At 65.7% G+C, this 25,091-nt stretch carries 22 protein-coding genes; 12 read left to right on the top strand and 10 right to left on the bottom strand.

Translation table 11 applies throughout. The features are described 5' to 3' along the window. Positions 1–381 (bottom strand): hypothetical protein (locus ACIBK2_RS21105; protein WP_396969210.1); only part of this gene is annotated, 381 nt, incomplete at its 3' end. 129 nt (positions 382–510) lie between these two features. Beyond that, complete coding sequence (locus tag ACIBK2_RS21100; RefSeq protein ID WP_396969209.1) at positions 511–1,881, bottom strand: (2,3-dihydroxybenzoyl)adenylate synthase; 1,371 nt, start codon at positions 1,879–1,881, stop codon at positions 511–513. A gap of 287 nt (positions 1,882–2,168) precedes the next feature. On the opposite strand from ACIBK2_RS21100, the gene ACIBK2_RS21095 reads away from it, so the two are divergent. The 8 genes from ACIBK2_RS21095 to ACIBK2_RS21060 all read left to right on the top strand — a co-directional run bounded on the left by ACIBK2_RS21095 (position 2,169) and on the right by ACIBK2_RS21060 (position 10,242). Further along, complete coding sequence (locus ACIBK2_RS21095) at positions 2,169–2,873, top strand: hypothetical protein (RefSeq protein ID WP_396969208.1); 705 nt, start codon at positions 2,169–2,171, stop codon at positions 2,871–2,873. A 1,311-nt stretch (positions 2,874–4,184) separates the two neighbouring features. Further along, positions 4,185–4,613, top strand: a complete 429-nt coding sequence (locus tag ACIBK2_RS21090; protein ID WP_396969207.1) for a DoxX family protein — start codon at positions 4,185–4,187, stop codon at positions 4,611–4,613. Between the two features lie 423 nt (positions 4,614–5,036). After that, positions 5,037–5,315, top strand: a complete 279-nt coding sequence (locus ACIBK2_RS21085) for a hypothetical protein (RefSeq protein WP_396969206.1) — start codon at positions 5,037–5,039, stop codon at positions 5,313–5,315. Positions 5,316–5,636: 321 nt separating this feature from the next. Then, on the top strand, positions 5,637–6,242 hold the full coding sequence (locus ACIBK2_RS21080; RefSeq protein WP_396969205.1) for a phosphoribosyltransferase: 606 nt from the start codon (positions 5,637–5,639) through the stop codon (positions 6,240–6,242). Between the two features lie 65 nt (positions 6,243–6,307). Next, positions 6,308–7,630: an ATP-binding cassette domain-containing protein gene (locus tag ACIBK2_RS21075; protein WP_396969236.1), complete on the top strand. Its 1,323-nt coding sequence runs from the start codon at positions 6,308–6,310 to the stop codon at positions 7,628–7,630. Further along, entirely contained in the window at positions 7,627–8,355 is a 729-nt protein-coding gene (locus tag ACIBK2_RS21070) for an ABC transporter permease (RefSeq protein WP_396969204.1), read from the top strand. The genes ACIBK2_RS21075 and ACIBK2_RS21070 overlap by 4 nt, the downstream gene beginning before the upstream one ends. 73 nt (positions 8,356–8,428) lie before the next feature. After that, a complete protein-coding gene (locus ACIBK2_RS21065; RefSeq protein WP_396969203.1) occupies positions 8,429–9,640 on the top strand; it encodes a sensor histidine kinase in 1,212 nt (403 codons plus the stop codon). Beyond that, positions 9,637–10,242, top strand: coding sequence for a response regulator (locus ACIBK2_RS21060; protein WP_396969202.1), 606 nt, complete (start codon positions 9,637–9,639; stop codon positions 10,240–10,242). The genes ACIBK2_RS21065 and ACIBK2_RS21060 overlap by 4 nt, the downstream gene beginning before the upstream one ends. 347 nt (positions 10,243–10,589) lie before the next feature. Here ACIBK2_RS21060 and ACIBK2_RS21055 read toward each other — a convergent pair whose 3' ends face one another. Together ACIBK2_RS21055 and ACIBK2_RS21050 are read right to left on the bottom strand one after the other, a co-directional pair. Beyond that, the gene (locus ACIBK2_RS21055; RefSeq protein WP_396969201.1) at positions 10,590–11,531 is read right to left on the bottom strand and encodes an MBL fold metallo-hydrolase; all 942 of its coding nucleotides are present in this window, start codon (positions 11,529–11,531) and stop codon (positions 10,590–10,592) included. Between the two features lie 100 nt (positions 11,532–11,631). Then, a complete protein-coding gene (locus ACIBK2_RS21050) occupies positions 11,632–12,393 on the bottom strand; it encodes an SDR family oxidoreductase (protein ID WP_396969200.1) in 762 nt (253 codons plus the stop codon). A gap of 121 nt (positions 12,394–12,514) precedes the next feature. On the opposite strand from ACIBK2_RS21050, the gene ACIBK2_RS21045 reads away from it, so the two are divergent. Next, complete coding sequence (locus tag ACIBK2_RS21045) at positions 12,515–15,679, top strand: BTAD domain-containing putative transcriptional regulator (RefSeq protein WP_396969199.1); 3,165 nt, start codon at positions 12,515–12,517, stop codon at positions 15,677–15,679. A 19-nt stretch (positions 15,680–15,698) separates the two neighbouring features. Here the strand turns inward: ACIBK2_RS21045 and ACIBK2_RS21040 are convergent, their stop codons facing one another. Both ACIBK2_RS21040 and ACIBK2_RS21035 read right to left on the bottom strand, forming a co-directional pair. After that, positions 15,699–16,457, bottom strand: coding sequence for an SDR family oxidoreductase (locus tag ACIBK2_RS21040; RefSeq protein WP_396969198.1), 759 nt, complete (start codon positions 16,455–16,457; stop codon positions 15,699–15,701). Positions 16,458–16,705: 248 nt separating this feature from the next. Continuing rightward, entirely contained in the window at positions 16,706–17,056 is a 351-nt protein-coding gene (locus ACIBK2_RS21035; RefSeq protein ID WP_396969197.1) for a winged helix-turn-helix transcriptional regulator, read from the bottom strand. 89 nt (positions 17,057–17,145) lie between these two features. Here ACIBK2_RS21035 and ACIBK2_RS21030 point away from each other — a divergent pair, with 89 nt between their 5' ends. Continuing rightward, positions 17,146–17,559, top strand: a complete 414-nt coding sequence (locus tag ACIBK2_RS21030; protein WP_396969196.1) for an ester cyclase — start codon at positions 17,146–17,148, stop codon at positions 17,557–17,559. A gap of 78 nt (positions 17,560–17,637) precedes the next feature. Here ACIBK2_RS21030 and ACIBK2_RS21025 read toward each other — a convergent pair whose 3' ends face one another. Then, positions 17,638–18,618 (bottom strand): LysR family transcriptional regulator, encoded by a 981-nt coding sequence (locus ACIBK2_RS21025; RefSeq protein WP_396969195.1) that lies wholly within the window; start codon positions 18,616–18,618, stop codon positions 17,638–17,640. A gap of 854 nt (positions 18,619–19,472) precedes the next feature. Between ACIBK2_RS21025 and ACIBK2_RS21020 the strand changes: the two genes are divergently transcribed. Together ACIBK2_RS21020 and ACIBK2_RS21015 are read left to right on the top strand one after the other, a co-directional pair. Then, entirely contained in the window at positions 19,473–20,378 is a 906-nt protein-coding gene (locus ACIBK2_RS21020; RefSeq protein ID WP_396969194.1) for a hypothetical protein, read from the top strand. Positions 20,379–20,443: 65 nt separating this feature from the next. Continuing rightward, positions 20,444–21,406: a CAP domain-containing protein gene (locus ACIBK2_RS21015; RefSeq protein WP_396969193.1), complete on the top strand. Its 963-nt coding sequence runs from the start codon at positions 20,444–20,446 to the stop codon at positions 21,404–21,406. A gap of 222 nt (positions 21,407–21,628) precedes the next feature. Here the strand turns inward: ACIBK2_RS21015 and ACIBK2_RS21010 are convergent, their stop codons facing one another. The 3 genes from ACIBK2_RS21010 to ACIBK2_RS21000 all read right to left on the bottom strand — a co-directional run bounded on the left by ACIBK2_RS21010 (position 21,629) and on the right by ACIBK2_RS21000 (position 25,081). Then, complete coding sequence (locus ACIBK2_RS21010) at positions 21,629–22,588, bottom strand: lipase family alpha/beta hydrolase (RefSeq protein ID WP_396969192.1); 960 nt, start codon at positions 22,586–22,588, stop codon at positions 21,629–21,631. Positions 22,589–22,841: 253 nt separating this feature from the next. Continuing rightward, positions 22,842–23,999, bottom strand: coding sequence for a GDSL-type esterase/lipase family protein (locus ACIBK2_RS21005; protein ID WP_396969191.1), 1,158 nt, complete (start codon positions 23,997–23,999; stop codon positions 22,842–22,844). Positions 24,000–24,025: 26 nt separating this feature from the next. Then, positions 24,026–25,081, bottom strand: coding sequence for an amidohydrolase family protein (locus tag ACIBK2_RS21000; RefSeq protein ID WP_396969190.1), 1,056 nt, complete (start codon positions 25,079–25,081; stop codon positions 24,026–24,028). Positions 25,082–25,091 lie beyond the last annotated feature (10 nt).

Here is a 25,091-nt window from a genome sequence, read left to right as displayed (position 1 = left end):
GGTCAGCACTGTGGGGCGCACGGGCTGAGTGATTGCGGCCTTCCATAGACGTCGCCAACCCGACCGGTTCGACAGGACCGAGGGAACGGGACCAGGTGTTTGCCTGGCCAACGCGATCAGTGTCACCAGTACCGGATCCAGTGATTCGAATCGGGAGGGCACGTTGCGCCCGCTGCGCCAATCGCTGATGCGTTGCATCGACGAGCGCTGGTTCTGCGCCGGTGTGCGAGCGCCCTTCAGCCGTTCCTCGGTCGCCGCCGCCACCCGCTGCAGCGTGGGATTCCCTGCGGCCTCCCATAGTTCCGCCAACCGGGCCACGAACAGCGCCCGCGGCGAAGCGTCTTCGCCGGGGCCTGCATTCTGACCGGTTTCGCTCATCATGACGTGCACGTCAACAGACGATACGTGCACGTCAACAGGCGATAAGGGCATGATCCGATGATCGTGGATCCTAGCCCGCCCAGCTTTACGCTGGATAGCGCCTGAGCCTGCCTACGCGGCGATGGCAGTTCAGGTTGCGGCCGCTTCCAGCAGATGTGCCTCGATCGCCTCGATCGAGATCTTCTCGCCACCGAGCCTGCCCTTGACCACCAGGTTGCCGTCCGCACGCAGGGTGACGACCTCGCCGGTGCGGTACCAGCCGTCCTCGGTGAACGACGACGCGTTGGCCTCGGGATTGCGGTAGTACCCGCGAATTGTGTACGGACCCTTGGTGATCAGCAGGCCGTCGGTGCCGGGCGGGACATGGTTGCCTGCCTCGTCGACCACTGCGACCTGATCGTGCACGGACATCGGCCGCCCTTGGGTGGCCAGCACCACTTCCGCCGGATCGTCGAGCCGGGTGTAGCAGACCAGGCCCTCAGCCGCGACGAACACCTGCTGGAGGGTTGCGCCGAGGGCGGGGCGGATGCGACGGGCCAGCTCGTCCGGGCAGCTGGCGCCGCCGATGAGCAGCACCCGTAGCGTCGAAAGGTCGTACTTGGTACTGGCTTCCGCGCGTTCGACCCAGCGCTTGGCCAGCGGCGGCTCCAGTCCGGTGATGGTGACGGAGAACCGCTCGATCGCGCTGAACGCGGTGGTGGGGGAGGGATCGATGGCCAGCGCCACCGTGCCGCCCGCGAACAACGCACCCAGAATGCCCGGCGAGCCCATCGAGAAGTTGTGTGCCACCGGCAACGCCGCGAGGTAGACGCTGGTGTTGTCGAGTTCGCACAGTTCGGCACTGCGGCGCACGCTGTAGAGGTAGTCGTCGTGCGTGCGCGGGATCAGTTTTGGGATGTTGTCGTCGGAGAGCTGTAGGAACGCGATGTCGGAGGCGCTGACCTGCGGCAGTTCCCGTGGTGTGGCACGCAACTCGTCGAGGGCGCGGGTGCCGCCGGGGAGTGCGGCGCCCGGCTGGTCCGGCACGATGATCAGGTGCCGTAGCGCCGGGGCGTGGTCCCGCAGGATCGCGCCGAGCGTGGCGTGGTTGAACCACTGGTGGTGATGGCGGGCGACGATCGCCACCGCGCCGCTGACCTGCGCGATCGGCACCAGTTCGGACCGCCGGTGGGTGGGCAGGCAGAGGACCGGAAGGGCGCCCGCGTAGAAGAGTCCGAAGATCACCTCGACGAATTCGGCGATGTTGGGCAGCTGCACCAACACCCGATCGCCCGGCCGCACGCCGAGCTCGAGGAACCCGGCGGCCAGCGATGTGGCGCGCGTCTCCAATTCCGCGTAGGTCCAGCGATTTCGGTCGTCTACCACGGCAATCGCGTCCGGCGTCGCCGTGGCGCGGGCGCTGAGCAGCTGGCCCAAAGTCTCGCCCGTCCAGTACCCCAACGCTCGATATTTCTCGACTTCTGTTGCGGGCCAAGGGGTTAGGTCGGATTGAGACGGCACTGTCGAGCTCCTTCTTACCGAAACGGCCCCGATTTACTTCTATCGAGAATTAAGGTTAGGCTAAGTACATGTCTAGGGGGAGTAAAGCCGTTGGGGGTGTGAGATAGCGCCGAGTCGGCGGGCGGCCGATCGGCGGCGAATTGTGTAACCCGTTGTCCGCCATGGCATCCGGGGCGATGAAGCGCGTCCAGAGCTGGTTGCTAGGGCAAAAACGTACCGCTTGACAGGATTAGGTGTGGCTATCCTAAGCTCCTCTCATCCCGACCACACCTAAGAAGGATCTGAGAATGTTGATGAGGAACTTTGCCGCGACGGCCACGCTGCTGATCGCCGCGCTCGGCGTCGCGGCCGGCACGGTCAACGCGGCGCCGGCCGCCGAGACCGAGGCCCCGATCAATTTCACGGCCGAGTCGACCGACTCGCAGTCCATCGTCTCCATCGACTCGGGCTCCATCGTCGCCGAGGACGGCGCGCTGAAGATCAAGGCCGCCAACGGAACTGTCGTCGCGGGCACTCCGCTGCAGTTCCGGCTCGATGACTTCACGTTCCCCATCGCCGCGGACATCGCGGGCCGCACCGCGACCCTGACCCCGCAGCTCGACATGAGCAAGGCCGTCTACACCCCGGTCGCCCTGCCTTTCGAGGACAAGGCGCCGTGGAAGTCGGAGTACGACCGTGAGCAGGCCGCCTGGTCGCGGATGACCGGCACGATCAGCCTCGGCGCCAGCATCGCCACCCTGGTCGGCGGCATCGGCGGCGCGGCCGTCGGTTGCGTCCTCGGCGGCATCGTCGGCGTCGTCGCGGCCTCGGCCACCATCATCGGCATGTTCGGCCCGTTCATTCCCGCCGCCGCGGTCGGCTGCCTCGGCGGCGTCATCGCCGTCGGCGCCCTCGGTACCGTCGCAGGCCAGATCCTGATCACCGCCCCCGTCGCCATCGGCGCGGCAATCCAGTACTTCACCACGATCAATGCCCCATTCCAGGGTAAGTGATCTGACCTGCGGAAATGGGTAACAGCAACCTGCTGACCTGGAGTTTCACCTAGGGTGTGACCCTGGTCATAGATGAAGCCTCCGGCTTCGGACAGCATAGGGCGTCCGATGTCGGAGGCTTTGGTCGTTGAGGGTATGGGTGGCAAGCCCCGGAGGGGCGCGGCAGTGCAGGCGGTGCGTCAGCGCAGCGCGGTCGGATGCGTTGCGACAGAGTGTGGTCGATGCGGGCCTGCGGCTCGCCGAGACCCAGGACGATGCAGCCCGCGTGTATGGCGAGATCGCGTCCCACCGGCGCAGCGGAGCTGACAGCGCCCGTCGGCTCGCCGAGAACGCTCGTGCGTCTGCTCGCCGCGCCCGCGAGATCGCCGACCGTTTTTCACGCGGCGACTGATCCTGCGCTGAAGTTCATGGCATTGCGGACGCCGAGATGATCTCGGCGCGTTGATCTTCGGGCGTGCCACGTGGCCGTAACGAACCGCGCACTATGCGGTGTGGGTTCAGGCGGTCATCGCAAACACCTCGTTGAGCGCTTCTGATGGTGTCCGGCCTTCTCGACCATCACTCACTCCACTGCGACGCCCAGCAGCTCGGCTGCGCGGGCGGTAATCACGACAAGCGGACAGGCCCGCCACCACTGCACTCGCCCTCTGATTCGAGAATGTACGGGTTGTCAGGGTGTTCGCAGTTGTAGCTCTCGAGTACGCACCGGGACCCGAATGAGATTTTCGGGCCGCTGCCGTTCTTCGGCCGTCCACATACCGGGGCGAAGTCGTCTCCGCAGTCGTGCAGGCAAGTCGGTTTTGGGCGCTGAGCTGCGAGGGCACCGGTTTCGGTACGTGTCGATGCCGGTGATGTCGCCGCTGCCGAAACCTCGGGGCATGTGGCCAACGCCAGGAAAGCCGCCGAGGCGATGAGCGCGATGGTGGCCCGCCGATGCCGAGCGTGTGTGTAGCGCAAGGTGATCATGGATACGAGCCGCCGTCCTGGTCGATGTGCCGCAGTTGACAATCCCGGGAGCCCGGCGGTGGAGAACCGGCGATGGCGATCCTAATCTCGCGAGGGGTGCTGATAGGTGAACTGCAGGCCGAACACAGCGCGTCGCAAGCGGTAATCGGCAGAAGCGTGCGTTGGGAAGCGCTGTCGACCAGCCGGTTTGGACGTCCAGCGAACGCCCGGGTACACAGCCCACCTTCGGTCCCGGTGGCGCGGTGGAGATTGTTTCGACCGCGGCGATGAGTTTTCCGGACCGCCCCCGTCCTTACTGATGAACGTGCCACCAACCCGGCGCGACCGACCCAGAAGGAACACCAAATGACCGCCATCACCGCCACTGAGACCACCGCCGTCGTCCGTCCTGGCAAGATTCGTAACCGCGTCCTGTGGACCCTGCAGATCGTGCTCGGCCTGTTCTTCATCGTCGCCTCCGGCGGCCCGAAGCTCCTCATCCCGCAGACCCTGATGGACAACAACGCCACCGCCTTCTCGATCCCGTTGGCACTGCTGGTCTTCATCGGTCTCGCCGAGGTCGCGGGCGGGATCGGACTCATGGTGCCTCGCCTGAGCGCGGCCGCCGCGATCGGCCTGGCCATCGTCACCGTCCTCGCCGCCGGCTTCAACGCCTTCCTCGCCGGCACACCTGAACTGGCCCCCTTCCCGCTGGCGCTCACCGCGATCTTCGCCTGGATCGCCTACGAACGCCGGGCCTCGATCACCGCCCTGCGCGCGCTGATCAAGCGATGACCCGCGCATAACGCCCGGCTACCGGCGGCACCCAGCTGCCGGTAGCCGTGTTGTGCGTTACCGGGACAGTCCGGTCGGGTTGGTCGGACTGTCCCCTCGCGGTCGCGGGGCGGGCGTCACCGGGTCGGCCGCCCACCCCGCGACCCTCCGAATCATGTGGTAACAGTATGTGTTTCGCGGCGGGTGGTTTGATGCCCCAGTCCGACGCACGAGCCTGCGCCGTGCGCGGGCGAGTTTTGGTATCGCTGGTCCGCGCGCGGTCATGGGAGCCGATACAGGATGTTCAGCGCGGCAGTCGATCTCGCGCCCTCCTCGACCGATATGCGGCATGTGCGGATGTTCTTGGCTCGCGGCCCGTTTCGTCACCGACCCACGGATCAGCGGATCCTTGTCCACCAACGTGCGGGTATACGCTCCGGGGTCGTGGACGTCTATCTGCTACGGCACATCCATCACGCGCGCCCGTCGGACGGTGCCCCGATTCGACACGTCGACGACGATGGAGACCTCATCTGGGACGAGGAAGGCGGAGACGATGTCAAACTCTTGGGGGCCTACTCAACTGAGCAGCGCGCAAACGAACGAATTCGCGAAGCGCAGAACCTCCCGGGCTTCCGAGACGAACCTGACTGTTTTCACATCGACAGATACGAAGTCGACAAGGACGAGTGGACCTCGGGCTACTTCACATATCACTACTAGCCAGCGCTCCTGCGGGAGATAGACGCACGACACTCGGCAGATCCGGACGTTTCAGAAGCGTTGAGGGCCGGTCAGTCCGAGGCCGGATTCGGTGTAACTGCCCAGTATGTTCCGGTACGAAGAACCGGACATGACGATGTCAGGGTGGGTGTCCGACGTGTTCGGCAGGCGTAGAGTTCGAATTGCTTTCTCCGGGTCCCGAAGTGCGGCTCGTCTCCGTACGGCTATCCGACTCTGGAGCTGAGCTTGCCTTTTCTTGATCGCCGTGACGCTGGTCGCCGACTTGCCGGACGCTTGACGGCGTTCCGAAGGCCTGATGTGGTGGTGCTCGGTTTACCGCGTGGCGGGGTTCCGGTCGCCTACGAAGTCGCGACCGCGCTCAGTGCGCCTGTCGATATCGTGTTGTCCCGCAAGCTCGTTGTACCGGATCGGCCGTGGCTGATATTCGGCGTTCTCGGCGAGGGCGGGATCCATATCACCGACCGTGATTTCGGTGATCGTGCCTCGATCTCCGACATCGAGCGGGACAAAGTTGCACGTGAGCAACGAGAACAGTTGCGCCTCAGCGTAGTTCGATACCGTCTCGGAGTTCCGCACCTGCGTTTGGCCGGCCTGATCGCGGTCATCGTCGACGACGGCATCGCCACCGGCGCCACCGCCAACCTGGCCTGCAATATCGCCCGAGCTCGCGGCGCGGACCAGGTGGTGTTCGCTACCCCCGTCGGGTCGTGCCGACCGGTACGCGCGCTGACCGCGGTCGCCGATCACGTCATCTGCCTGGAGATACCGCAATTGTTCGGCCCGATCCGGCCCTGGTACTCGGACTTCACCGAAGTCACCGACGTCGAGGCCCGCGCCCTGCTGGACCGGGCCAATGAAAACCTCTCCACCCCAAGCCTTGTCGGCGCGGTCCCGCTCACCAGCTGATTACGGCCACACCCTCAACAAGATCCGTGAACGTCACCACGCAGGACCGCTGAAGATCAACCGCGATTCCGTCACCTTCGCCAAGCGCCGCGTCAACTACATCAGCGGCAGCAGCGACTCGGCTGCAGCGCGAGTTCGCCGAGTTCTTCGGCGTGGAGACGATCGAGAAGTTCCTGGACGCGTCTTTCAATCAATTCGCCTCCCGTGCAACCGTTCTCAACTTTCTGCCGCTGCTCGCTGAACGCTTCGCCCGACAACGCCTGCAAGCACTCGTCAGGGTCGAAGGCAAGGCACTGACCGGCAAACCGATCGTGTTGTTCGTCTGCGTCCACAACGCCGGACGTTCCCAGATGGATGGGCGCGGCGCTGAATGGGTGTCGGTCCGGGGAGAGGACATTTGTACTAGGCAAGACCGGATTGTCGGCTCTACGCATAGCCTGCGTGCGCTTCGTAGCGTTGTAGAGGTGCGAAACGAGAGCGAGAGCGACGCCGTGGTGTTCACCGGCGTCACCAAAAGTTACGGAGCGGTGCGGGCGGTGTGCGGTCTCGACCTGCGTCTGGCGCGGGGGCGGACCGTGGCGCTGCTGGGGCCCAACGGTGCCGGCAAGTCCACCGTGATCGGCATGCTGCTCGGCCTGATCCCGCCGGATGGCGGCACGATCTCGGTGCTCGGCGCGACGCCGGAACGGGCCGTACGAGAGGGCCGGATCGGCGCCGTACCGCAGAGCGGCCGCCTGATCCCGGGGGTGACTGTGCGGGAGTTGGTCGGCTTCGTGCACCGAACGTACGCGCGGCGCCGACCGGTGGGTTCGCTGGCCGAGCTCATGGACACGGCGCAGATCACCGAGCTGGCAGGGCGGCGCGCGGACCGGCTGTCGGGCGGCCAGGCGCAGCGGGTGCGGTTGGCGATCGCGGTCGCAGGGGCACCGGACCTGATCATCTTGGACGAGCCGACGACCGGCCTGGACATCGAATCGCGGCGTGAGCTGTGGGCGAATATCCGGTCCTACGCCGAACGTGGAACCACGGTGCTGTTTTCGACCCACTACCTGGACGAGGCGGACGATCACGCTGACCGGATCGTCGTCATCGACCGAGGTCGCGTGATCGCTGAGGGAACGAGTGAACAGATCAAAGAGCGGGTGCCGGGCCGCCGGGTCAGCATCGAATTCACCTCCCCGGCACCGGCTCTCGACGCGCTGCCCGGCGTGGTCGGCAGCGAGACACGCGGCTCTCGCGTCCACCTGCACACCACCGATGCCGACGCTACCGTGCAGGCGTTGGCCGAGGCCGGCCTGCTACGCAACCTCGAGGTCGTCGGCGCCGGCTTGGAGGAAGCATTCCTCGCCCTGACCAGCATGGCTGCTGACAAGGAGGCCATCCGATGACGATCGGGGCGTACGCGCGGCTGGAGATGATGCGGATCCTGCGCGATCCCGGCTATCTGATCATGACCCTGATCTCGCCGCTGACCATGTATCTGGTGTTCACCAGCCTTCACCTGACCGGCCAGGGCAACCGCGCCGATCCCTACTCGATGGTCGGCATGGCGGCCTTCGGCGCGGTCGGGGCGGTGATGACCAACGGTGTCGCGATCGCCGAGGACAAGCCACTGGGCTGGATCCGGCAGCTCCGGGTGCTGCCGATGCGCCCCACCGACGCCGTTCTGGGCCGGACGCTGTGTGCGATGGCGGTGTCCCTGCCTCCGATCCTGGCGGTGTGCCTGGCCGCTGCCCTGATAAACGGGGTATCGCTGTCTGCTGGTCAGTGGGTTGCCGTGCTCGCGCTGCTGTGGCTGGGGATCGCGCCGATGGCGGTGCTCGGCACCGGTGTTGGCTATCTGCTGACCGCCCAGCAGGCGCAGATGGCCGGCTTGACCTGCTATATGGGCCTGTCACTGCTCGGCGGACTCTGGTTCCCGATCGCCAAGTTCCCCGCCTGGCTGGCAGATATCGCCGAAGCCACTCCCGTCAATCGCTATGGGCAGTTGTCCTGGCAGGTGATCGGCGGCCACGCGCCCTCTGTCGGCACGATCGCGGTGCTGGCGGCCTGGGCGGCGCTGTTCGTGGCCTTCGCCACCTACGCCTATCGCCGTTCGACCGGTGCGGCGTGACAGTGTGTCCTGTTGCGACAGCGTATTCCGTTCTCCCAGTTACGCTGTCGTGAGTGAACGAGGTGATCGGCCGGTGAGCCGTCCCCGACTGCGGCCGGTCCTGTGGGCGAGGTGGCGAGCCGATGTGCCACCGCGCCGCCCGAGACTCGATCTGGAGCGGATCGACCGCAACAGCCCCAGCCGCAGCGCGTTCTGGGTGTGGACGGCCTTTCTGCTGATCCCGGCCGTACGGCTGGGAGAGGCCCCGAGGGCACTGTGGCTGACTGTGCCTTCTCTGCTGTTGCTGGCCGTGCTGTACACGGCGGTGGTGATCACCGTGTTCGACGGCCGCCGCCCCCTGCGAGTACCGCTGGCGCTGCTTGCGGGGATGGCGGCGGCCACGGCGGCCACGACGTTCGCCTTCGGGCAGGGCTGGTATTCGGTCTTCCCCCTGCTGGGCGTGGCTGCCGGAGTGGTCGCCGGGCAGGTGACCACCAAGTTCGATGGCCTAGACCTGCCACTGCTGACCCTGGTGGGCGGTCCCACGATGCTGTCGATCGTGGTGCCCTGGCTGGCCGGCGCGCCGGGCGGCAGCATCTTCGGCTGGTCTTCCGGCACTGCGAGCGCGGTGCTGGTTACCGCGGTTATCCTGCGGCTGTTCGTCGTTATCGGCCTGCTCGGCGAGGCGCGTGAAGAGCTGGCCCACGCCGCCGTCGCGCGGGAGCGGTTGCGCTTCTCTCGCGACCTGCACGACCTGCTGGGGCACACCTTGTCGATCATGGTGGTGAAGGCTCAGGCTGTCCGTCGCATCGCCGAGCGCGATCCGACGGTGGCCATCGCGCAGGCAGTCGATATCGAAAACATCGGCCGCGATGCGCTCACCGAGGTTCGTCAGGCAGTGACCGGTTACCGTGGTCGTGGATTGTCCGCTGAGCTGGACGCCGCCTGCATCGCCCTGTCCGACGCCGAAATCGAGTTCATCGTCCGCCGCCGGTGCCCGCCGCTCCCGCCCGAACCCGACGCCCTGCTCGGATGGGCCGTACGGGAAGGCGTCACCAACGTGATCAGACACAGCGGCGCCCACACCTGCGATATCACCCTGCGTCGCCAAGGCGACGACGCCGTCCTGGAGATCCGCGACGACGGCCGCCCGGAGCTGCCGCCTCGCCCTGGCGGGCACGGCCTGAACGGCTTGCGGGAGCGGATCTCCGTGGCGCGGGGCACGGTCGAAGCCGGTCGGTCGCCAGGCGGCGGCTTCACCGTCACCGTCACCGTTCCGCTCACCACGCGAGAATGGGACTCATGATCAGAGTCCTGCTCGCCGAGGACCAGGGCATGATGCGCGACGCTCTGGCGCTGCTGCTCGGACTGGAGCACGACATCGAGGTCGTCGGCCAGGCCGGCGACGGCGCCGAGGTGCTCCCCGCCGCCCTCGCCAGCCGCCCCGACATCGCCGTCCTCGACATCGAGATGCCCGGTCGCAGCGGCCTGGACATAACGGCCGACCTGCGCCGCGAACTCCCCTCCTGCAAGATCCTGATCCTCACCACCTTCAGCCACCCCGGCTACCTCCGCCGTGCCATGGACAACGGCGCGAGTGGCTTCCTGGCCAAGGACGGTCCCATCGAGGACCTCGTCGCCGCGATCCGCCGCATCATGATCGGCGAGCAAGTTATAGACCCGGTATTGGCCACCGCCGCACTATCGGTCGGTCCCAACCCGCTGACCGACCGCGAACGTGACGTCCTGGCGGCCGCCGCCAACGGCTCCACAGTCGCCGACATCGCCGGCACCCTCCACCTGTCGGAAAGCACAGTCCGCAACTACCTATCCGCCGCCATCGGTAAAACCTACTCCCGCAACCGAATCGAGGCCGCGGCCACCGCCCGCCACAACGGCTGGCTCTAGCCGACATGCATAGTCGCGGATCAACCGGCCTCTTCGCTCGGCCACAGTCTGCGGCGGCTGCTCCACCTCCCTGATCTTCCGCAGTGAGGTGGAACCGGCTGACAACGCACTCTCATGGCGCGAGGCGCGCGTTGGTCGGCCGTCCAAATCTGTTGGTCGACAGCACTCTCCAACGCGCACTTCCGCCGATTTCCGTGCCTGCTGTTCAGCATCCACACTCGCCGAAACTACCCAGTTGGGCCCGGTCGTGGCCGGCTCCTCCCGCTGCCCGTAGATCGTCGACAGGTCCGCGATGGCCGCTTCGGATCGCGCGGAATGCGGCAATAGCGTGCGTCTGCCGAAATGGTTCAGCTGGACCGGCACGGGGCGGGCAGGGTGGCGGGGTTCTCGGCACGGATTTCCTTGGCGACGCTTTTGATGTTCTCCTGCGACATTGTGGGCAGTGAGGCGACCGAGGGGTAGCCGGGGTAGTCGCGAGACAGTTCCGCGGTTATCGCGTTCATCTTGTCGTCGGTGAGATCCGTGCCGTCCGGGAGCGCGGCGCGCACCAGGTGGCGGAAGTGCTCCAGGTAGGTGCGTTGTTCGTCGATGAGTTCAGGGCCGCCAGGCGCGCCGTGGCCGGGGTAGATCGTTCGGATATGCGGGAATCGGGTGCGCAATCGGTCGAGATCGACGAGCCAGCCGCAGGAGTGTCCCTCCAGTAGCGCCGGAGTTGCCTTGTCCGCCACCAGATCTCCGGCGAAGAGCGCTTGGGTTTTCGGGTCGTAGTAGGCCGTTGCGGTTTCGGTTTCGCCTGGTCCGAACTCGGCGGTCGCCAGCTGTATTCCGGCCGCGTCGATCGTGGCGTTGGCTGCGAAAGTGTGGTCGGGATAGGTCATTTGGGGTGCGTAGTCGGAGTCGGGAAGTGCGCGCGTGAGGTCGTAGAAGCGCAGCGGGTCGGTGCGTATCGCGGTGTCGACCGGCGTGGCGGCATAGATCGGGGCATTGGGGAATGCCTGATGGAAAACTCCGACGCCACCGACGTGGTCGGGATGGGAATGTGTGATCAGGACTGCGGCAATCGGGGCGCCTGCGGCAGCCAGTGCCGCGCGGGCGTCGGTCAGTGATCGCTGAGTGTCGACGACGACCAGCCCTTGCGGGGCGTGCAACCAGTAGGTGTTGACCGAACCTGGATTGGCGGAGGCGAATCGGCCGATCGCCGGTGCGGACTCGGCCGACTGTTGCTCGGTGGTGGACGAACAAGCTGCCGCGCAGATCAGGGCGAGCAGAGAAACTGCCAGTCGTTTCATCGTAAAGCCTCCATATAGTCGGCGGCCCAGGCATCGAAGGTGCGCGGTGGCCGTCCGGTGATCTCCTGCACCGTGGGGTCTCGGTCCAAAGCCGTACCCGTCATGCCTGGGCGGTCGGGAGCACGACGACCTGACGAAGATTGACGTGGGCGGGGCGGCTGACGGTGTAGGCGATCAAGTCGGCGATATCGTCGGCGCTGAGCGCCTGTATGGCGGTGAACATTCCGTCGAGCTGATCGGTGAGCTCGGAATTATCGATGTGGCTGCCCAACTCGGTATCGGTGAGGCCGGGCTCGATATTGGTGACGCGGACGTTTCGCGGCCCGAATTCGGTGCGCAACATCGCCGACAGTTGGGTAATAGCCGCCTTGGTCGCACCGTAGACCGCATAGTCGGGGAAAGCGACGTGGGCGCCGATCGAGGAGACGTTGACCAGATCGGCCGGGTGCCCGTCATCCCCGGCAGTGACCAGGTCTGCGGCGAAGGCTTGGATCACGCGTAGTACGCCGGTGATGTTGGTGTCGATCATCCGGGCCCATTCGTCGTCACGGCCCGCGAGGATCGGATTGGGCAGCATGACGCCCGCGGCGTTGACGACCACACTCACCGGGCCGAACACCTCGTGTACCCGCGCCGTTGCCGCGATGACACTGGCCGGATCGGTGACATCCACGGTGACCACCGCCGCCGTACCGCCGTCCGCCACGATCTTCGCGGCCAGTTCGGTCAGTCGGTCGATGCGCCGTGCCAGCAGTGCGACCGGTGCGCCGGATCGAGCGAGCGTGCGGGCGGTGGCCTCACCCATTCCACTTGCCGCGCCGGTGATTACGGCCGTCCGACCGGTGAGGTTCTCGTAACTCATTGGCGCAGTGTTGCCCCCGGTGCTGACGGACGGCTGTCAGTCGCTGTCAGTGCCCTGACACGCACCGCTGACCTGCACTGCAGCGCCAAGACTGGTACAACTGTGCAGTGTTGTATGCGGTTTGTTCGGCCCTTCAGAGTTCATGCGCGTAACCCTGCTCGGCCCACTCTCGGTAGTCTCCGCGGGCGAGGTAGCCGTATCTGTCGGAGGTCCGCGGGTTCGCGCGTTGCTGGCGATGCTGGCGCTGGATCGAGGTCAGGTGGTCTCGACGAGCAGGCTTATCGACGGGATATGGGGTGAACGACCGCCGACCGGATCGGCGAACGCGTTGCAGTCGCTGGTCAAACGCCTGCGCGCGGCGATAGCACCAGCGAATCTGATCGAGACCCACAATCTCGGGTATCTGCTGACCATCCCCGCCGATGCCGTCGATGCCGCACGTTTCACTCGCCTCGTTGCCGAAGGAACACAGCAGCTGGAGCGCGGCGAGGCCCTGCCTGCTGCCAAGCTGATCGATTCGGCGCTGGAGTTGTGGCGCGGACCGGCGCTTGCCGATCTGTCGGCCTTTTCGATATTCGAGTCCGCCGCCGCGGCGCTGACCGAACAACGGCTGACCGCAATCGAGACCAGAGCGCAGGCGTATCTCGCCCTTGGCCGTGCCGGGGAGCTGATCCAGCAGCTCACGCGGGAGTCCGCAGCACATCCTTTCCGAGAGACACTGGCCGCCTACTTGATTCGAGCGCTCGTCGCAGGCGGCCGCCCGGCCGAGGCGATGCGAGTCTTCGACCGGACCCGGCACCTGCTCGACCGGGAGCTGGCCGCCGTCCCCGGACAAGCGCTGACCGACGCGTTGCGCGAAATCCACGCGGCGCCTCCGCCGAACATGGGCACAGCAGAGCCGCGCGGCCGCTCGACCAGCTTCGTCGGCCGGGACGCCGACGTCGCCCAGCTCGATCGCCTGCTCACCTCGACCGCACTGATCACCCTGGTCGGCCCCGGCGGTGTGGGGAAAACCAGGCTGGCAATGGAGACCGCGACCCGAGTCGCGGCACGTTGGCCGGATGGCGTGCGGATAGTCGAACTCGCTGCGGTGACCGACCCGAGCGTGGTTGGTAACGCGATCCTGGCGATGTTGGACCTGCCCGCGAATCGGGACGAGGTCTGTTCCGACGCACTCACCCAGATCTGCTCGGCACTGGCCGGCAAACATTTGCTGCTGATCATCGACAACTGCGAACACCTTGCCGCGGGTGCGGCACAACTCGTCGATGCGATCCTGCGGCGTTGTCCGGCGCTGACGATCATGACCACCAGTCGCGAACCGCTCGGCATCGTCGGCGAGACGCTCTACCCGGTGACGTCGCTGGCGTTGCCCGCCGGGCGAGACAGTGCAGCGGCCGAATCCGCTGCCGTGCAACTGTTCATCGATCGCGCTGTGGCCGTGCTGCCTGACTTCTCGCACACCGGCGACAATCGCGCGGCGGTCGGTGGGATCGTGCGCAGACTCGACGGATTGCCGCTGGCCATCGAACTCGCCGCGGCGCGTACCCGCGCCTTGTCACCGGGTGCGATTCTCGAACGGCTCGACGACCGATTCCGGTTGCTCAACAACGGACATCGCACCGCGGCGACCCGTCACCAGACGCTGCGCGCGGTAGTCGACTGGAGTTGGGATCTGCTCAGCGACGCCGAACGCGAATTAGGTAGCAGGTTCTCGATTTTCGTCGGCGGTGCCACGCTCGACGCCGTCGAGCAGGTCTGCGGCGGCGATTTCGATACGCTGGCCGCGCTGGTGGACAAGTCTCTCGTCGAGTTCGATGGCGCGCGTTATCGCATGCTCGAGACGATCCGGGCCTATGCCGCAACAGAACTCGCGAACAAAGGGGTGACGCTCGATCGAGCGCATGCCGACTACTTTATCGATCTGGTCGAGCAGGCCGAGCCCGCACTGCGGACCGCGCGACAGCACGAGTGGGTCGCCCGACTGAACGTCGAGCACGACAACTGCGTCGCGGCGCTGGGGTGGGCGGTGGGTGCCGCCGACATCGAACGCTCGTTGCGACTGTGCGGCAACCTGGTGTGGTACTGGATGCTGTGCGGGTTCCGAGCCGAGGCGATGCACTGGCGAGCACAACTACTTCTCCTGGTCCAACAACCCCCCGGCGGGTCGACCGCCGCCTACCTGGCCTGCGCCTTCGCCGACCGATTGCCCGTGCACTACGACGTGCTGTGGTGGGGACGCGGCGATGACTCCGGCGACCTCGACCGGCTCGTGCGACAGGCCATGACCGAGCAGCGACAACCGCACCCACTCTTCGTCCTCATGCTCGCGGTGGAACATGGCCGCCGAGCGGACCGGACGCTGCTCGACGAAGCCGTTCGATCCGCTGATGCATGGCTCGCGGCGAACGCGCAGGTACGGCGCGGCCTCGAATTGCTGAGCGGCCCTTGCCCTGACGCCGCTGTGCTCGACTTGGAGAACGCGCTGGTCCGGCTCCGGGCGATCGGCGAACCCCGTGGATTGACCCGGGCGCTGCTGATCCTCGCCAGGCACCGCACCAACACGCTCGGGCTACCCGCCGCGTTGCCACTGATGGCGGAGGCGGCCGCACTGACCGATATCTGGTTGGGCGCCGATGAGGTTGTGGGAGTACGCACTTGGCTCGGCCAACTACGAGTGTGGCACGGCGATGTCGCCGGCGCCGCGGTCGAGATCACCAACGCTCGGGTCCGGCTCGACGCCACCGTGCGCGTGTTCACTCGATCGTGGATGCAGGTGGTCGAGGCCGAAATAGCCCGCCGCCGTGGCGAACTCGACGAGTCCGTCGCGCTCTTTCACGAGGCGCTCACCGCGTTGGCCACGAGCCGGTCGCGCGTGGGTCGGCCGGGCGATGACATGGCGAGCTTCGTCGAAATCTGGGGCCGGACCGTGTATGCCATCGCCCTGACGGACCGCGGCGACCGGCACAGCGCCCAGGCCGAGTTGGCCGATGCCCTTGCATTACAGCAGGCCGTCGGCAATGTGCCGCTGCTGTTCGTGGTCGGTATCGGCTATGCGTGTGCCGCACTGGCCGACGGTGATGCGGAGCTCGCGATGACGATTATCGAGGCCCGCAATCACCTGCACGGCACTCGTCGCGGGCCCGGTGTGCAGGAGGTCATCGATGCCGCGAACACCCTGCTCGAGGCTGCCGTTGTCGACCGGGCCGTCGGTATCGGCCGGGCACTCACCGTCGAAGACTTCCACACGCTGCTCGTCCGGTTCCAAACCCGCACGACCATCTAGGTTTTTATTCTGGTACAGGTCAGAACATGGCGCCGTTCGCCCGAATCGTTTGGCCCGACACCCATGCCGCGCCGTCGCTCACCAACCAGCCGACGACCGGAGCAATGTCCGCAGGGATACCGAGCCGCCCCCGTGGGCTGTGATGTGTTGCCGCCTCGATGGATTCGGGCGTTTCCGCGCCGCGATAGAAGTCGTCGTCGATGGGTCCCGGCGCCACCGCGTTGACGGTGATGCCACGGGCACCCAATTCCTTGGACGCGGCGAGGACCATCCGTTCGACCGCCGCCTTCGAGCCCGAGTACAGGCCGTAGGTACCGGTCATGATCGCGGTCAGGGTCGTCGAAAGCACCACGTAGCGGCCACCATCGGCGAGATGGCGTGCGGCGGCGCGCAACGTGTTGAAGGCGCTGCGGGTGTTGAGATCGATCAGATGATCGAAGTCCTCGTCGGTGAATTCCACGATCGGCTTCTTGATCACCGCACCCGGGGTGTGGATCACGATGTCCAGCTTGCCGTGCTCGGCAACAACTCTCGCGAACAGTGCAGCCACATCCGAGGACGAGGTGGCATCGGAGCGGACAGCCACCGCCGTCACCTCGTGTCGGGTCAACTCGGCCACCGTCTGCTGCGCCGCATGTTCGTTGCCGCGATAGCTGATGACAGTGGTCGCCCCACGAGCGGCGACATTCTCGGCGAAAGCCGCACCCTGGTTCCGACTCCCGCCGACCACCAAGGCAACCTTGCCTACCAAATCGCGCGCGCCGATAACATCCGACATCCGTCATCCTGCCCTTCATCACAGTCTTTCGGCCGACGGCTTATCGCCGCCGCGGCACCAACGGTGGCGCATCGCGCTGTCAATCGACTGACACGCGGTGACAGCTGACGTACGCACCGGCTGCCAGCCGCTCCGCGACGACCGTGCAACTTCACCAGGATCAATCAGCCGTTCAACCGCTCGAGTAATACCGTTTCGGCATAGCAGTCCGGCCACGCTTCGGCGGGGCTTGACCTATTTGTACGGTTTCACACTGTCGTCGGAGTGGACGAGTTCGCCTGGGGGAGGTCGTTTTCGGCCCAGTGGGCCATGCTGGCGAGGACGGACTCGAGGCGTTGGCCGGCGGGGGTCAGTTGATATTCCACTCGTGGTGGCACCTCGGCGTAGGCGGTGCGGGTGACGAGTCCGGTGAGTTCGAATCGCTGCAAACGGGCGGACAGGGTTTTGGGGCTGATGCCGGGTAGTGCGGTGCGCAGTGCGGTGAAGCGTTTGGGGCCGTCGAGTAGTTCGCGCACGATCAGGGTTGCCCACGGTCCGTCGAGGACGACGAGGAACCGCGCGATCGGGCATTCCGGCAGCGGGTGAGGCAGCTCACTCATCATTTCTCCATTAGTTCCCTTGAGGTAACTGATTCCTCAAGGGAACTATAGGCGTGTACCAGCTATGACGCCAACTAAGGGAGAAAGCCATGACCACGACCATCAGCCAGGCTCTCGCGGTCGCCACGCGCAACTACCTGCTGTACGACACCGGGGACGTTGCCGGCGTCGACGAGGTATTCGCGCCTGATCTGATCGATCACAACCCGGTTCCCGGTACGACATCGGGGATCGACGGCATGCGGCTACTGATCGGCGAGGTGCGTGATGGGTTCACCGATACGCAGCACGAGATCGTGTTTCAAAAGGAACTGCCGGGTGGCTGGGTGGTGAACCATTGGCGGATGACGGCCGTGCACACCGGGGAGGCTTTCGGCCTGCCCGCCAGTGGGCGTCCGGTGTCGTTCACCGGAACCGACATCGTCCGGGTGGTCGACGGCCGGATCACCGAGATCTACCACGTCGAAGAACTGCTGCAGATGCAAATGCAGATGACCGCGTAGCTGGCCGAGTCGCCGGTAAGCGCCGCTATCGCGCGGCGCTTACCGGGCACTTCCTGAATTCACCTGCCGCAGTGGGGATCAACTGGGCAATGGTCCAACTGGCACCGGTGTGCGGTGCGCCACTTCGGGTTCCGGTCGCCGGACCTCCAGCAGTCCTGCGGCCCCGAACTTTCGGACCAGCTCCGAGTCGCTGATGACCTCGAGGAATTTCTCCACGTGCAGCGACTTGTCGCGCGCGTGCACCGTCAATTCCCGGCGAATCGGGCGGGACAGCCGAATGATGGACAGCAGCCTGGCCGATCCGTGCAGTGCCATCTTCGGCACCAGCGCGACGCCGACGCCGTGTTCCACCAGGCTCAGCGCGGTGGTCACGTCGGGGGCGCGGACGGCGAATCGGACATGCACGCCCGCTCGGCCCGCCTCGCGCGAAACGGTGTCGGTGAGATCGGAATTCGCGCCGCAGCGGATCCACGGCGCCTCGACCAGTTGTTTCCATGAGCCGTCGAAGCTGCTGCGCTGGCTGGGATGGCAGACGACGACGAGTTCTTCCTCGCCGAAGCAGTGCACCACCCGTGAGCTGGACTGTTCCAGCGGTCCGACGGCGACATCGAGGGCGCCCTCTTCCAGCGTCGCGTTGAGCTCGCGGATGTCGGTGAACGCCCTGACCTCGATGCTGTCGATATTTCGTTCGTGCCGCATCCGATAGATGAGCGGCGGCAACAGCTTCTGCGCGATGGTCGGCGTGGTGCCGACCGTCATCACGCCGTCACCGAACGTCTGCCCCATGGCCATCGCCTGTCGAGCGGACTCGACGACATCCGAGGCCTGGGTGAAGAACTCGCGGCCGAACTTGGTGAGTCTCGACCTGCGCGAACGCGGATCGAACACCTTCCGTCCGAGCGAGGTCTCCAACGCGTCGATCTGTTGTGACATCGCGGACGGCGTTATTCCGAACCGCCTGGCGGCGGCCGAGAGCGAGCCGAGTTGTACCGCGTTCACAAAGTAATCGAACTGGCGGAGCGTGATCGTATTGGAAGTTAACAGGGGATAATCAGACATCGGCAACCTTTGTATCGAGCCGTCGGCTCATCTGCAGCACCTTCGGTCCATCACTGAAAATTAAGTGAGCATTCCGTCACCGAGTCCTGGCACCTGCCGGTCGGCGTGGACCGGCAAACACATCACATTCTTTCGTTAACTGTGCGTTCATCCGCGAATTGTGGCGAGAGTCTGAAGGACTGCCTTCGAGGTGTTACGCCGGATTGTGTGCAAGCAGTATCTACTGCGTTGATCGTTACGTCAAACGTTACGCCGAGCTAAACCTTACTGTTGTCCAGATCACCTTGTAACTTCAACTGAATAACTCGCCGAAGCCCCGACCTGGGGATCGGCATTGGAGAACGGTCACTCGCGAAGTGAGGGCGCATGACCTTCCTTCGCGGTCGCAGGATGGGTGTCACGCAACCATTTTGACCACAAATGGCCTTGCCGAGGTGCTGATTCAAGAGAAATCTGACATGACTTTAGCTGGCCTAACAACAGGGCCTCGATACCATTCGCGACCTGCGATCCCGGCATTACCATCGATTCGGTGTGCGACGTCGAACTGGACCGTTCGTGGCCGTGCCGTGATGCTGTGGTGATCTGCTGGGGCAGTACGTGTGATCTGGCTGTGATTAGTTGTCGACACGACAGTTAATCGCATCTTGATTCGATGTAAGAATGTCCGTTCTGCTTGTTCGTCACACCACCGAGTTCTACGCTTCCAGATGGAAGCCGGCAGCCCGAATTGCCGCGTACTTGACCGCAGAGCGGCGGTCGAACGGCTCCCGACCGGCAAGTTCGAACCAGGTCGTACCAAGCGGTGGGCTGTCGGCTTCGCCAGCGATCGGTCATTTCGAAGGAAGGCACTCATGGGCAAGCACAGCGCGCCGCGAAACAACGTCGTCCCCGCCCGATTGGCGATGCTCTCGACGGCGACGCTGATCGGCCTGGCGGTCTCGGCCAACGGCGCTGCGGGGCAAGCCATCGCCGATGATACGAACTCCACCACCACGGGTGACGGCGTGTGGGTCGCGCCGTCGAAGCAGCCGGTCCTCACGGCTGTGCCCGCCACCTACCGACAGCAGAGTCGGCCGGAACGCGTTGCGCCCGTCGCGGCCAAGCGGCCTGCGCATCGCGCTGATCGCCCGGCCAGTCGGCCGGGCGGAAATGCGAAGCCGGGCATGGGCGCTCAGCCCGGCGGCGCGGCCAAGCCCGGCACCGGGGCGCCGCTGGCCGCCGTCGTCGACGCGCTCGCCAGCGGCAGCGCGGCGTTGCCCGCACCGCTGCGCGCTGTGCTGGAGGACCTGGTCAAACAGGTCGGTCCGGTAGTGGCGAAAGGCTTGATCGAGCTGATCGCCAATGGCAACGCGCCGAGCCCGAAGCCTCGGCACGCGGCACCCGCGCCCACCGCGCCCGCCGCGAATGTTGCCGACAACGAGGACGACGCCGACAGCGGTGCCGCTGATGACGCCGGCTTCGACGCCGCGGACGATGCGGCCGACTCCGGTGCTGCCGCGGACGACTCGGCCAACTTCGGTGCCGCCGGTGATGATTCCGGTGCTGCCGACGATGACACGGCCGACCTCGGTGCCGAAGGTGACGACGACTCCGAAGCTGCCGACGATGACACCGCCAACTTCGGTGCCGCCGACGACGTCGCCAATTATGGTGCCGCCGGCGATCCCGCCGACAGTGCCGAAACCGTAGACCCTGGCGTTCCCGGTGACGACGCTGTGTGGCTCCCGCTCTCGCTCGGCCCGAGTACCGCGGGCTGAGCTGTATTTGGTTTCTATAAGATCGACAACTCTCGAAGGAAATAGTGCGTTTCTCTCCCGCTACAATGCTGTCCTTTTCCACCGCAGTCGGCATCTCGGCTTTTGCCCTCTGCACCGTCGCCGGGGCCCCAGCGGCCCTCGCGGCGCCGCAATCCCAGTCCGCCGCCGATGAGGTGGTCAGCCTCACCAACAATGAACGCGCCAAGGCGGGCTGTGCACCGCTGAAAGCGGAAAGCCATCTTACCCAAGCCGCGCAAGGCCATTCGGAGGATATGGCGGCCGGCGGCTTCATGGATCACAACTCTTCGAAGGGCGATCCGGGCGACCGGATCAGCGCTGCGGGCTATCACGCGCAGACCTGGGCGGAGAATATCGCCGCCGGTCAGCGCAGTGCGTCCGAGGTGGTCAACTCGTGGATGCACAGCGCGGGCCACCGCGCGAACATCCTGAACTGCGGGCTCAAGGACCTCGGTGTCGGCTACGCCAAGGCGGGCAACGGCACGGCCTACTGGACGCAGGACTTCGGCACCTCCAATAGGCCGGGCGACGAGAAGCCCGCGGAGCCCGGCAAGCCCGGCAAGCCCGGCAAGCCGACGGATGGTGGCGACAATAAGCCCGGCAAGCCCGGTGACGGCGGTGATAAGCCCGGCAAGCCTGGCGACGGCGACAATAAGCCCGGCAAGCCCGGCGGCGGTTTGCCTTGGGATCCGTGGAACCCGGGCGATGGTTCCGACGACAATGGCGGCGATCCGTGGGGTGACGGTTCCGACGGTGATACGGACAACGGGGACAATTCGCCGTGGGATCCGTCGGGCGATGGCGGCAACAATGGCGGCGACTCCTGGGATCCCTGGGGTGGCTGGAATCCGTGGGGCAACGCCAAGCCGGGCAACGGCGACACGGCCTGGGACCCGTGGAGCAATGGCTTCGACAAGCCTTCGAGCAACGGCGGCGATTCGCCGTGGGGCGCGTGGGGTCAAGAATTCGACGACCTGCTCGGGCAACTCGCGGGCAAGGGTGGCTGGTAACTCGCCTCACTAGCGGTGCCGCCGGACTCAACGACGCGTCCGGCGGTGCCTTTTTGTCCGCCGACCGTGGCCAGCGGTCGGCGGATTTGTTGTGTTCGTGGTGACTTCCGGCAGTCGTGCTGATCGAACGCGACTCTCACATCGAGCACAAAGCCCGCCGCACCAAGCGATCTGGTGCGGCGGGCGATGAGTTACGTTGTCGTGGCGGGTGGTTCGCCCAAGTCAGCTGTTCGGCGGGGTGCTCGTGCAGGTGGGATGCGCGATGTTGCTCGGATCCAGCGCATTGAGCACGAGCTGGGCCACCACCTTGTCGTAGGGCAGCAACAGGTGGTCGGTCAGATCGCCCGGGCAGTAGTCCTGCACGACGTGGTTGGTGACGCTCGGACTCTGCACGATCCCGCTGGTGTACGGCACCACGAACTCGTCATGACTGGTGACGATGTTGGTGTAGGTGACGCCGGGAACCGTTGGACCACCGGCGCTCAACTTGCGCAGGAATTCCGACCCGGTCTGAATCTGCAAGCAGGCCGCACAGATCGGGTCGACGACCGCCCCCAGCGCGGGCGTCAACTTCAATCTGGCGGCCAGCGCGGTGAACAGGGCGGCGAACCCGAGTGAGTTGGTGCCATTCCAGCCCGGACCGATCGAAATGAAACGATCGATCTTGTTCGCACCACCGAGGATCTTGGCGTAATAATCGGTGACCAGGCTGCCTTCCGAATGCGCCACGATATCGACGCTGTGCGCACCGGTCGCCGCCCGCACCTTGATGATGAAGTCGCGCAACTGCTGCGCACTCTGCTCGATCGGCAGCAGCCCACCGAGCGCGCCGAGCGGTGCGGGCATGCCAGGGAGCGAACCGTAGGTCAGGGCATACACGCAGTACCCGTTGTTCGCCAGCAACGGCGCGAGCGCACCCCAATCCAGCCGCACTGTTTCCGGCCCGCCGTGCACCAGCACGATCGGATTCGGGTGTGCCTCAGTGGGTTTGCACGTCCAGTCGTTGGTGCCGATCGGCGGCGCGCCGGGATTGTCCGCCTCGGCGTCCACCGCATCGTTGAACAGATAGGAGACGGGAAGCTGAGATCGCGACTCGCTCGGTACGCCCGCAGCGGAGGGCGCGGCCAGTGCCCCGGCGAAAATCGCGGCAATGGTCATCCAGACAACGGGCTTGCGGCGCATAACTGGACCCCTTTCTGCGCATCAGTCCAGACCCACTATCTGTCCGCGAAGTGACCACAAAAACACACCTCGGTTGACATCATGTTGTCTTTGTCACCGCTACACAACAAATATCACCGCAACTTAATTCGCTTAAGCGGCGCAACATATTTGAGTACTTCGAGAGGCCAGTATGCCCGAACGCGACACCCGGGTTTCGTGGGCAATGCTGTCGACCGGACAGCATTGCCCACGCGGCACCCGCGGCGGGTGCTCAGGCGTTGAACAGGCCCGCTTCGCCGAAGGCCAAGTCGGCGAAGCGTTCTCCGATGCGGCGGTGGGTGGCGGGGTCGGGGTGGAGTTGGTCGGGCAGTGGCAATTCGATGAAATCCTTTTCGCCGTAAAGGGAACGGCCGTCGAGGTAGTGCAGGTTGGCATCATCGGCGGCGCGCTGTTTGGTGATGCGGGCCAGGTCGTCGCGAATGATATTGAGGGTGAGTCGTCCGGCCGCGCGCTCGGCCGGGTCGCCGGTGGCGCGGAAACTCACTCTGGTGCCGTCGAATTCGAGGGCGGCGGGGCCGGGGGTGTCCTCGTGGATCGGGCAGAGAATGGGGGAGACGACGAGTAGTGGTGTGGTGGGGTGTCCTTCCCTGATGGTGTCGAGGAAGCCGTGCACGGCGGGGCCGAAGGCGCGCAGCCGCATCACGTCGGCGTTGACGATGTTGATGCCGATCTTGAGGCTGATCAGGTCCGCCGGGGTGTCGCGGATGGCACGCGCGACGAACGGATCGAGCACGCAGTTGCCGCGCAGACTCAGGTTGGTCAGCTGCACACCGCCGCGGGCGGCGGCCACCGCGGGCCAGGTTGCCGTCGGGACGTCGGCGTTGGCGCCGTGGCTGATCGAACTGCCATGGTGCAGCCACGATGTGCGGCCGCGGTCCGGGATCACTTCGACCGGCGCGTCGGTGCGCAGGACGACGAGTTCGGTGATTTCGGTGTGTGGCAGCCAGATTTCGATGTCCTTCGGCTCGGCCGACAGGTCGGTGAATCGGACGGTGCCGACCGCTCCCTGCTCGGTGACCTTGGACTGGGTGGCCATGTCGACAACGTGCCTGATGCCGCCGGGCACGCTGGCCCGGCCCGCGGGCCTGCCGTCGACGAGCAGTTCGTACACGCCGTCCGGCGGCTGCGGTGCGCCCTGGTAGACGGTCCGCGTCGGCAGCACGTCCAGCTCGATGGCGGTCGCGCTGGTCCGGAAGGTCAGTCGCACGCCGGTGGGCTGGGCTTCGACCATCGCCAGATAGTCGTCCGGGAACTGCTTGCGCGCCGATGCCGGAAGGCGGTGCGGCAGTATGCCGTTCGCGGTGCGCTCGAGGTCGAGTGCGCCACGCAGGATGGCGGATTCGATCGGGGTGGTGATCCAGTTGGTCATGACGTTTTCCTTAAAGTTCACAAAATTTACAGTCGATATATCCGGCGGGCAGTGTCCGAAAACATCGAGGCCAGTTCGGTTTTCGACGCACCGGCGGCGAGCCGCTTGAAGGTGTTCCACAGCGTCGCGTATCGAGTTCCCATTTTGTCCACCGGGAAGTTGCTCTCGAACATGCATCGCTGCGGTCCGAACGCCTCGATGCACGTGTCGAACCATGGAAACCAGAGGGCGGCAAGCTCTTCCGAGGTCGGTGGAGTCGGCGCGGTCCGATAGTCGAAGGCAGCGGCGGTGGCGACGATGCCACCGAGCTTGCAGACGACGTTCGGCCGCTCGGCGACTGCACGGATGCCACGCGCCCAGGTCGCGAAGTGCTCGGCCCGGTCGGTGGCGTACGGCCCGAAGCCGAGTGGCGCACCGCAGTGGTTGAGCACCAGCCGTAACTCGGGAATCGCGTCGGCCAACTCGGCGGCGTCGGCGAGCTGAGGGGACAGGATCCACAAATCGAGCGTCAGGTCGCGCTCGGCGACCACCCGCGCGCATTCCCGAATACCTGATTCGGCGAGCATGTGCGGACGATTGCCGGGATGGCTGAGTTTGATCTCCTCGCTCGCATCCCAGCTCGCCCCGAACCTGAGGCCGCGGAAACGGCCCTGACCGGCGGCGATGTGGTGCTCGATGATGTTGTCGACGATGTCGGCGCCGAGCCCGAAGTCGGCCCGCCCGATAATTCCGGCGGCCACCTTCGTCGGGCCACCGGCCTCGTCGCCGGCCGCGGCCAGATTCGCGACGAACTCCGTCTCGCCGACCGGCCGCAGTTCCGTCGGCCCGTCGGTGCGGTAGGCCGACATCGCCTCGGCATACACCGTCGCGATCACGTTGTGCCCACTGCCGGTGTCCGCCGCGAATTCCTCGAGCAGATAACGGAATCCGGGGTGGTACCAGAGGTGATGGTGCGGATCGATGATCGGCAGCTCGGGCAGCAGGATCTGCTCCGGCGCCTGTCCCGCCAGCCAGCTCTCGTCCGGCGGAAAGATCCGGCCGAACTCGGTCGGGCGCGCGGCATGGGAAACCGATGCGTTCATGGTGGAGGTC

The sequence above is a fragment of the Nocardia sp. NPDC050175 genome, from assembly GCF_044459885.1.
Lineage (GTDB): Bacteria > Actinomycetota > Actinomycetes > Mycobacteriales > Mycobacteriaceae > Nocardia.
This window is presented reverse-complemented; position numbering and strand designations above follow the sequence as displayed.

Excerpts from the sequence above, each read along its gene's own strand:
- ACIBK2_RS21095 (WP_396969208.1), top strand. The coding sequence starts at position 2,169 with ATGTTGATGAGGAACTTTGCCGCGACGGCCACGCTGCTGATCGCCGCG.
- ACIBK2_RS21090 (WP_396969207.1), top strand. The coding sequence starts at position 4,185 with ATGACCGCCATCACCGCCACTGAGACCACCGCCGTCGTCCGTCCTGGC.
- ACIBK2_RS21070 (WP_396969204.1), top strand. The coding sequence starts at position 7,627 with ATGACGATCGGGGCGTACGCGCGGCTGGAGATGATGCGGATCCTGCGC.
- ACIBK2_RS21060 (WP_396969202.1), top strand. The coding sequence starts at position 9,637 with ATGATCAGAGTCCTGCTCGCCGAGGACCAGGGCATGATGCGCGACGCT.
- ACIBK2_RS21055 (WP_396969201.1), bottom strand. The coding sequence starts at position 11,531 with ATGAAACGACTGGCAGTTTCTCTGCTCGCCCTGATCTGCGCGGCAGCT.
- ACIBK2_RS21050 (WP_396969200.1), bottom strand. The coding sequence starts at position 12,393 with ATGAGTTACGAGAACCTCACCGGTCGGACGGCCGTAATCACCGGCGCG.
- ACIBK2_RS21040 (WP_396969198.1), bottom strand. The coding sequence starts at position 16,457 with ATGTCGGATGTTATCGGCGCGCGCGATTTGGTAGGCAAGGTTGCCTTG.
- ACIBK2_RS21035 (WP_396969197.1), bottom strand. The coding sequence starts at position 17,056 with ATGAGTGAGCTGCCTCACCCGCTGCCGGAATGCCCGATCGCGCGGTTC.
- ACIBK2_RS21030 (WP_396969196.1), top strand. The coding sequence starts at position 17,146 with ATGACCACGACCATCAGCCAGGCTCTCGCGGTCGCCACGCGCAACTAC.
- ACIBK2_RS21025 (WP_396969195.1), bottom strand. The coding sequence starts at position 18,618 with ATGTCTGATTATCCCCTGTTAACTTCCAATACGATCACGCTCCGCCAG.
- ACIBK2_RS21020 (WP_396969194.1), top strand. The coding sequence starts at position 19,473 with ATGGGCAAGCACAGCGCGCCGCGAAACAACGTCGTCCCCGCCCGATTG.
- ACIBK2_RS21015 (WP_396969193.1), top strand. The coding sequence starts at position 20,444 with ATGCTGTCCTTTTCCACCGCAGTCGGCATCTCGGCTTTTGCCCTCTGC.
- ACIBK2_RS21010 (WP_396969192.1), bottom strand. The coding sequence starts at position 22,588 with ATGCGCCGCAAGCCCGTTGTCTGGATGACCATTGCCGCGATTTTCGCC.
- ACIBK2_RS21005 (WP_396969191.1), bottom strand. The coding sequence starts at position 23,999 with ATGACCAACTGGATCACCACCCCGATCGAATCCGCCATCCTGCGTGGC.
- ACIBK2_RS21000 (WP_396969190.1), bottom strand. The coding sequence starts at position 25,081 with ATGAACGCATCGGTTTCCCATGCCGCGCGCCCGACCGAGTTCGGCCGG.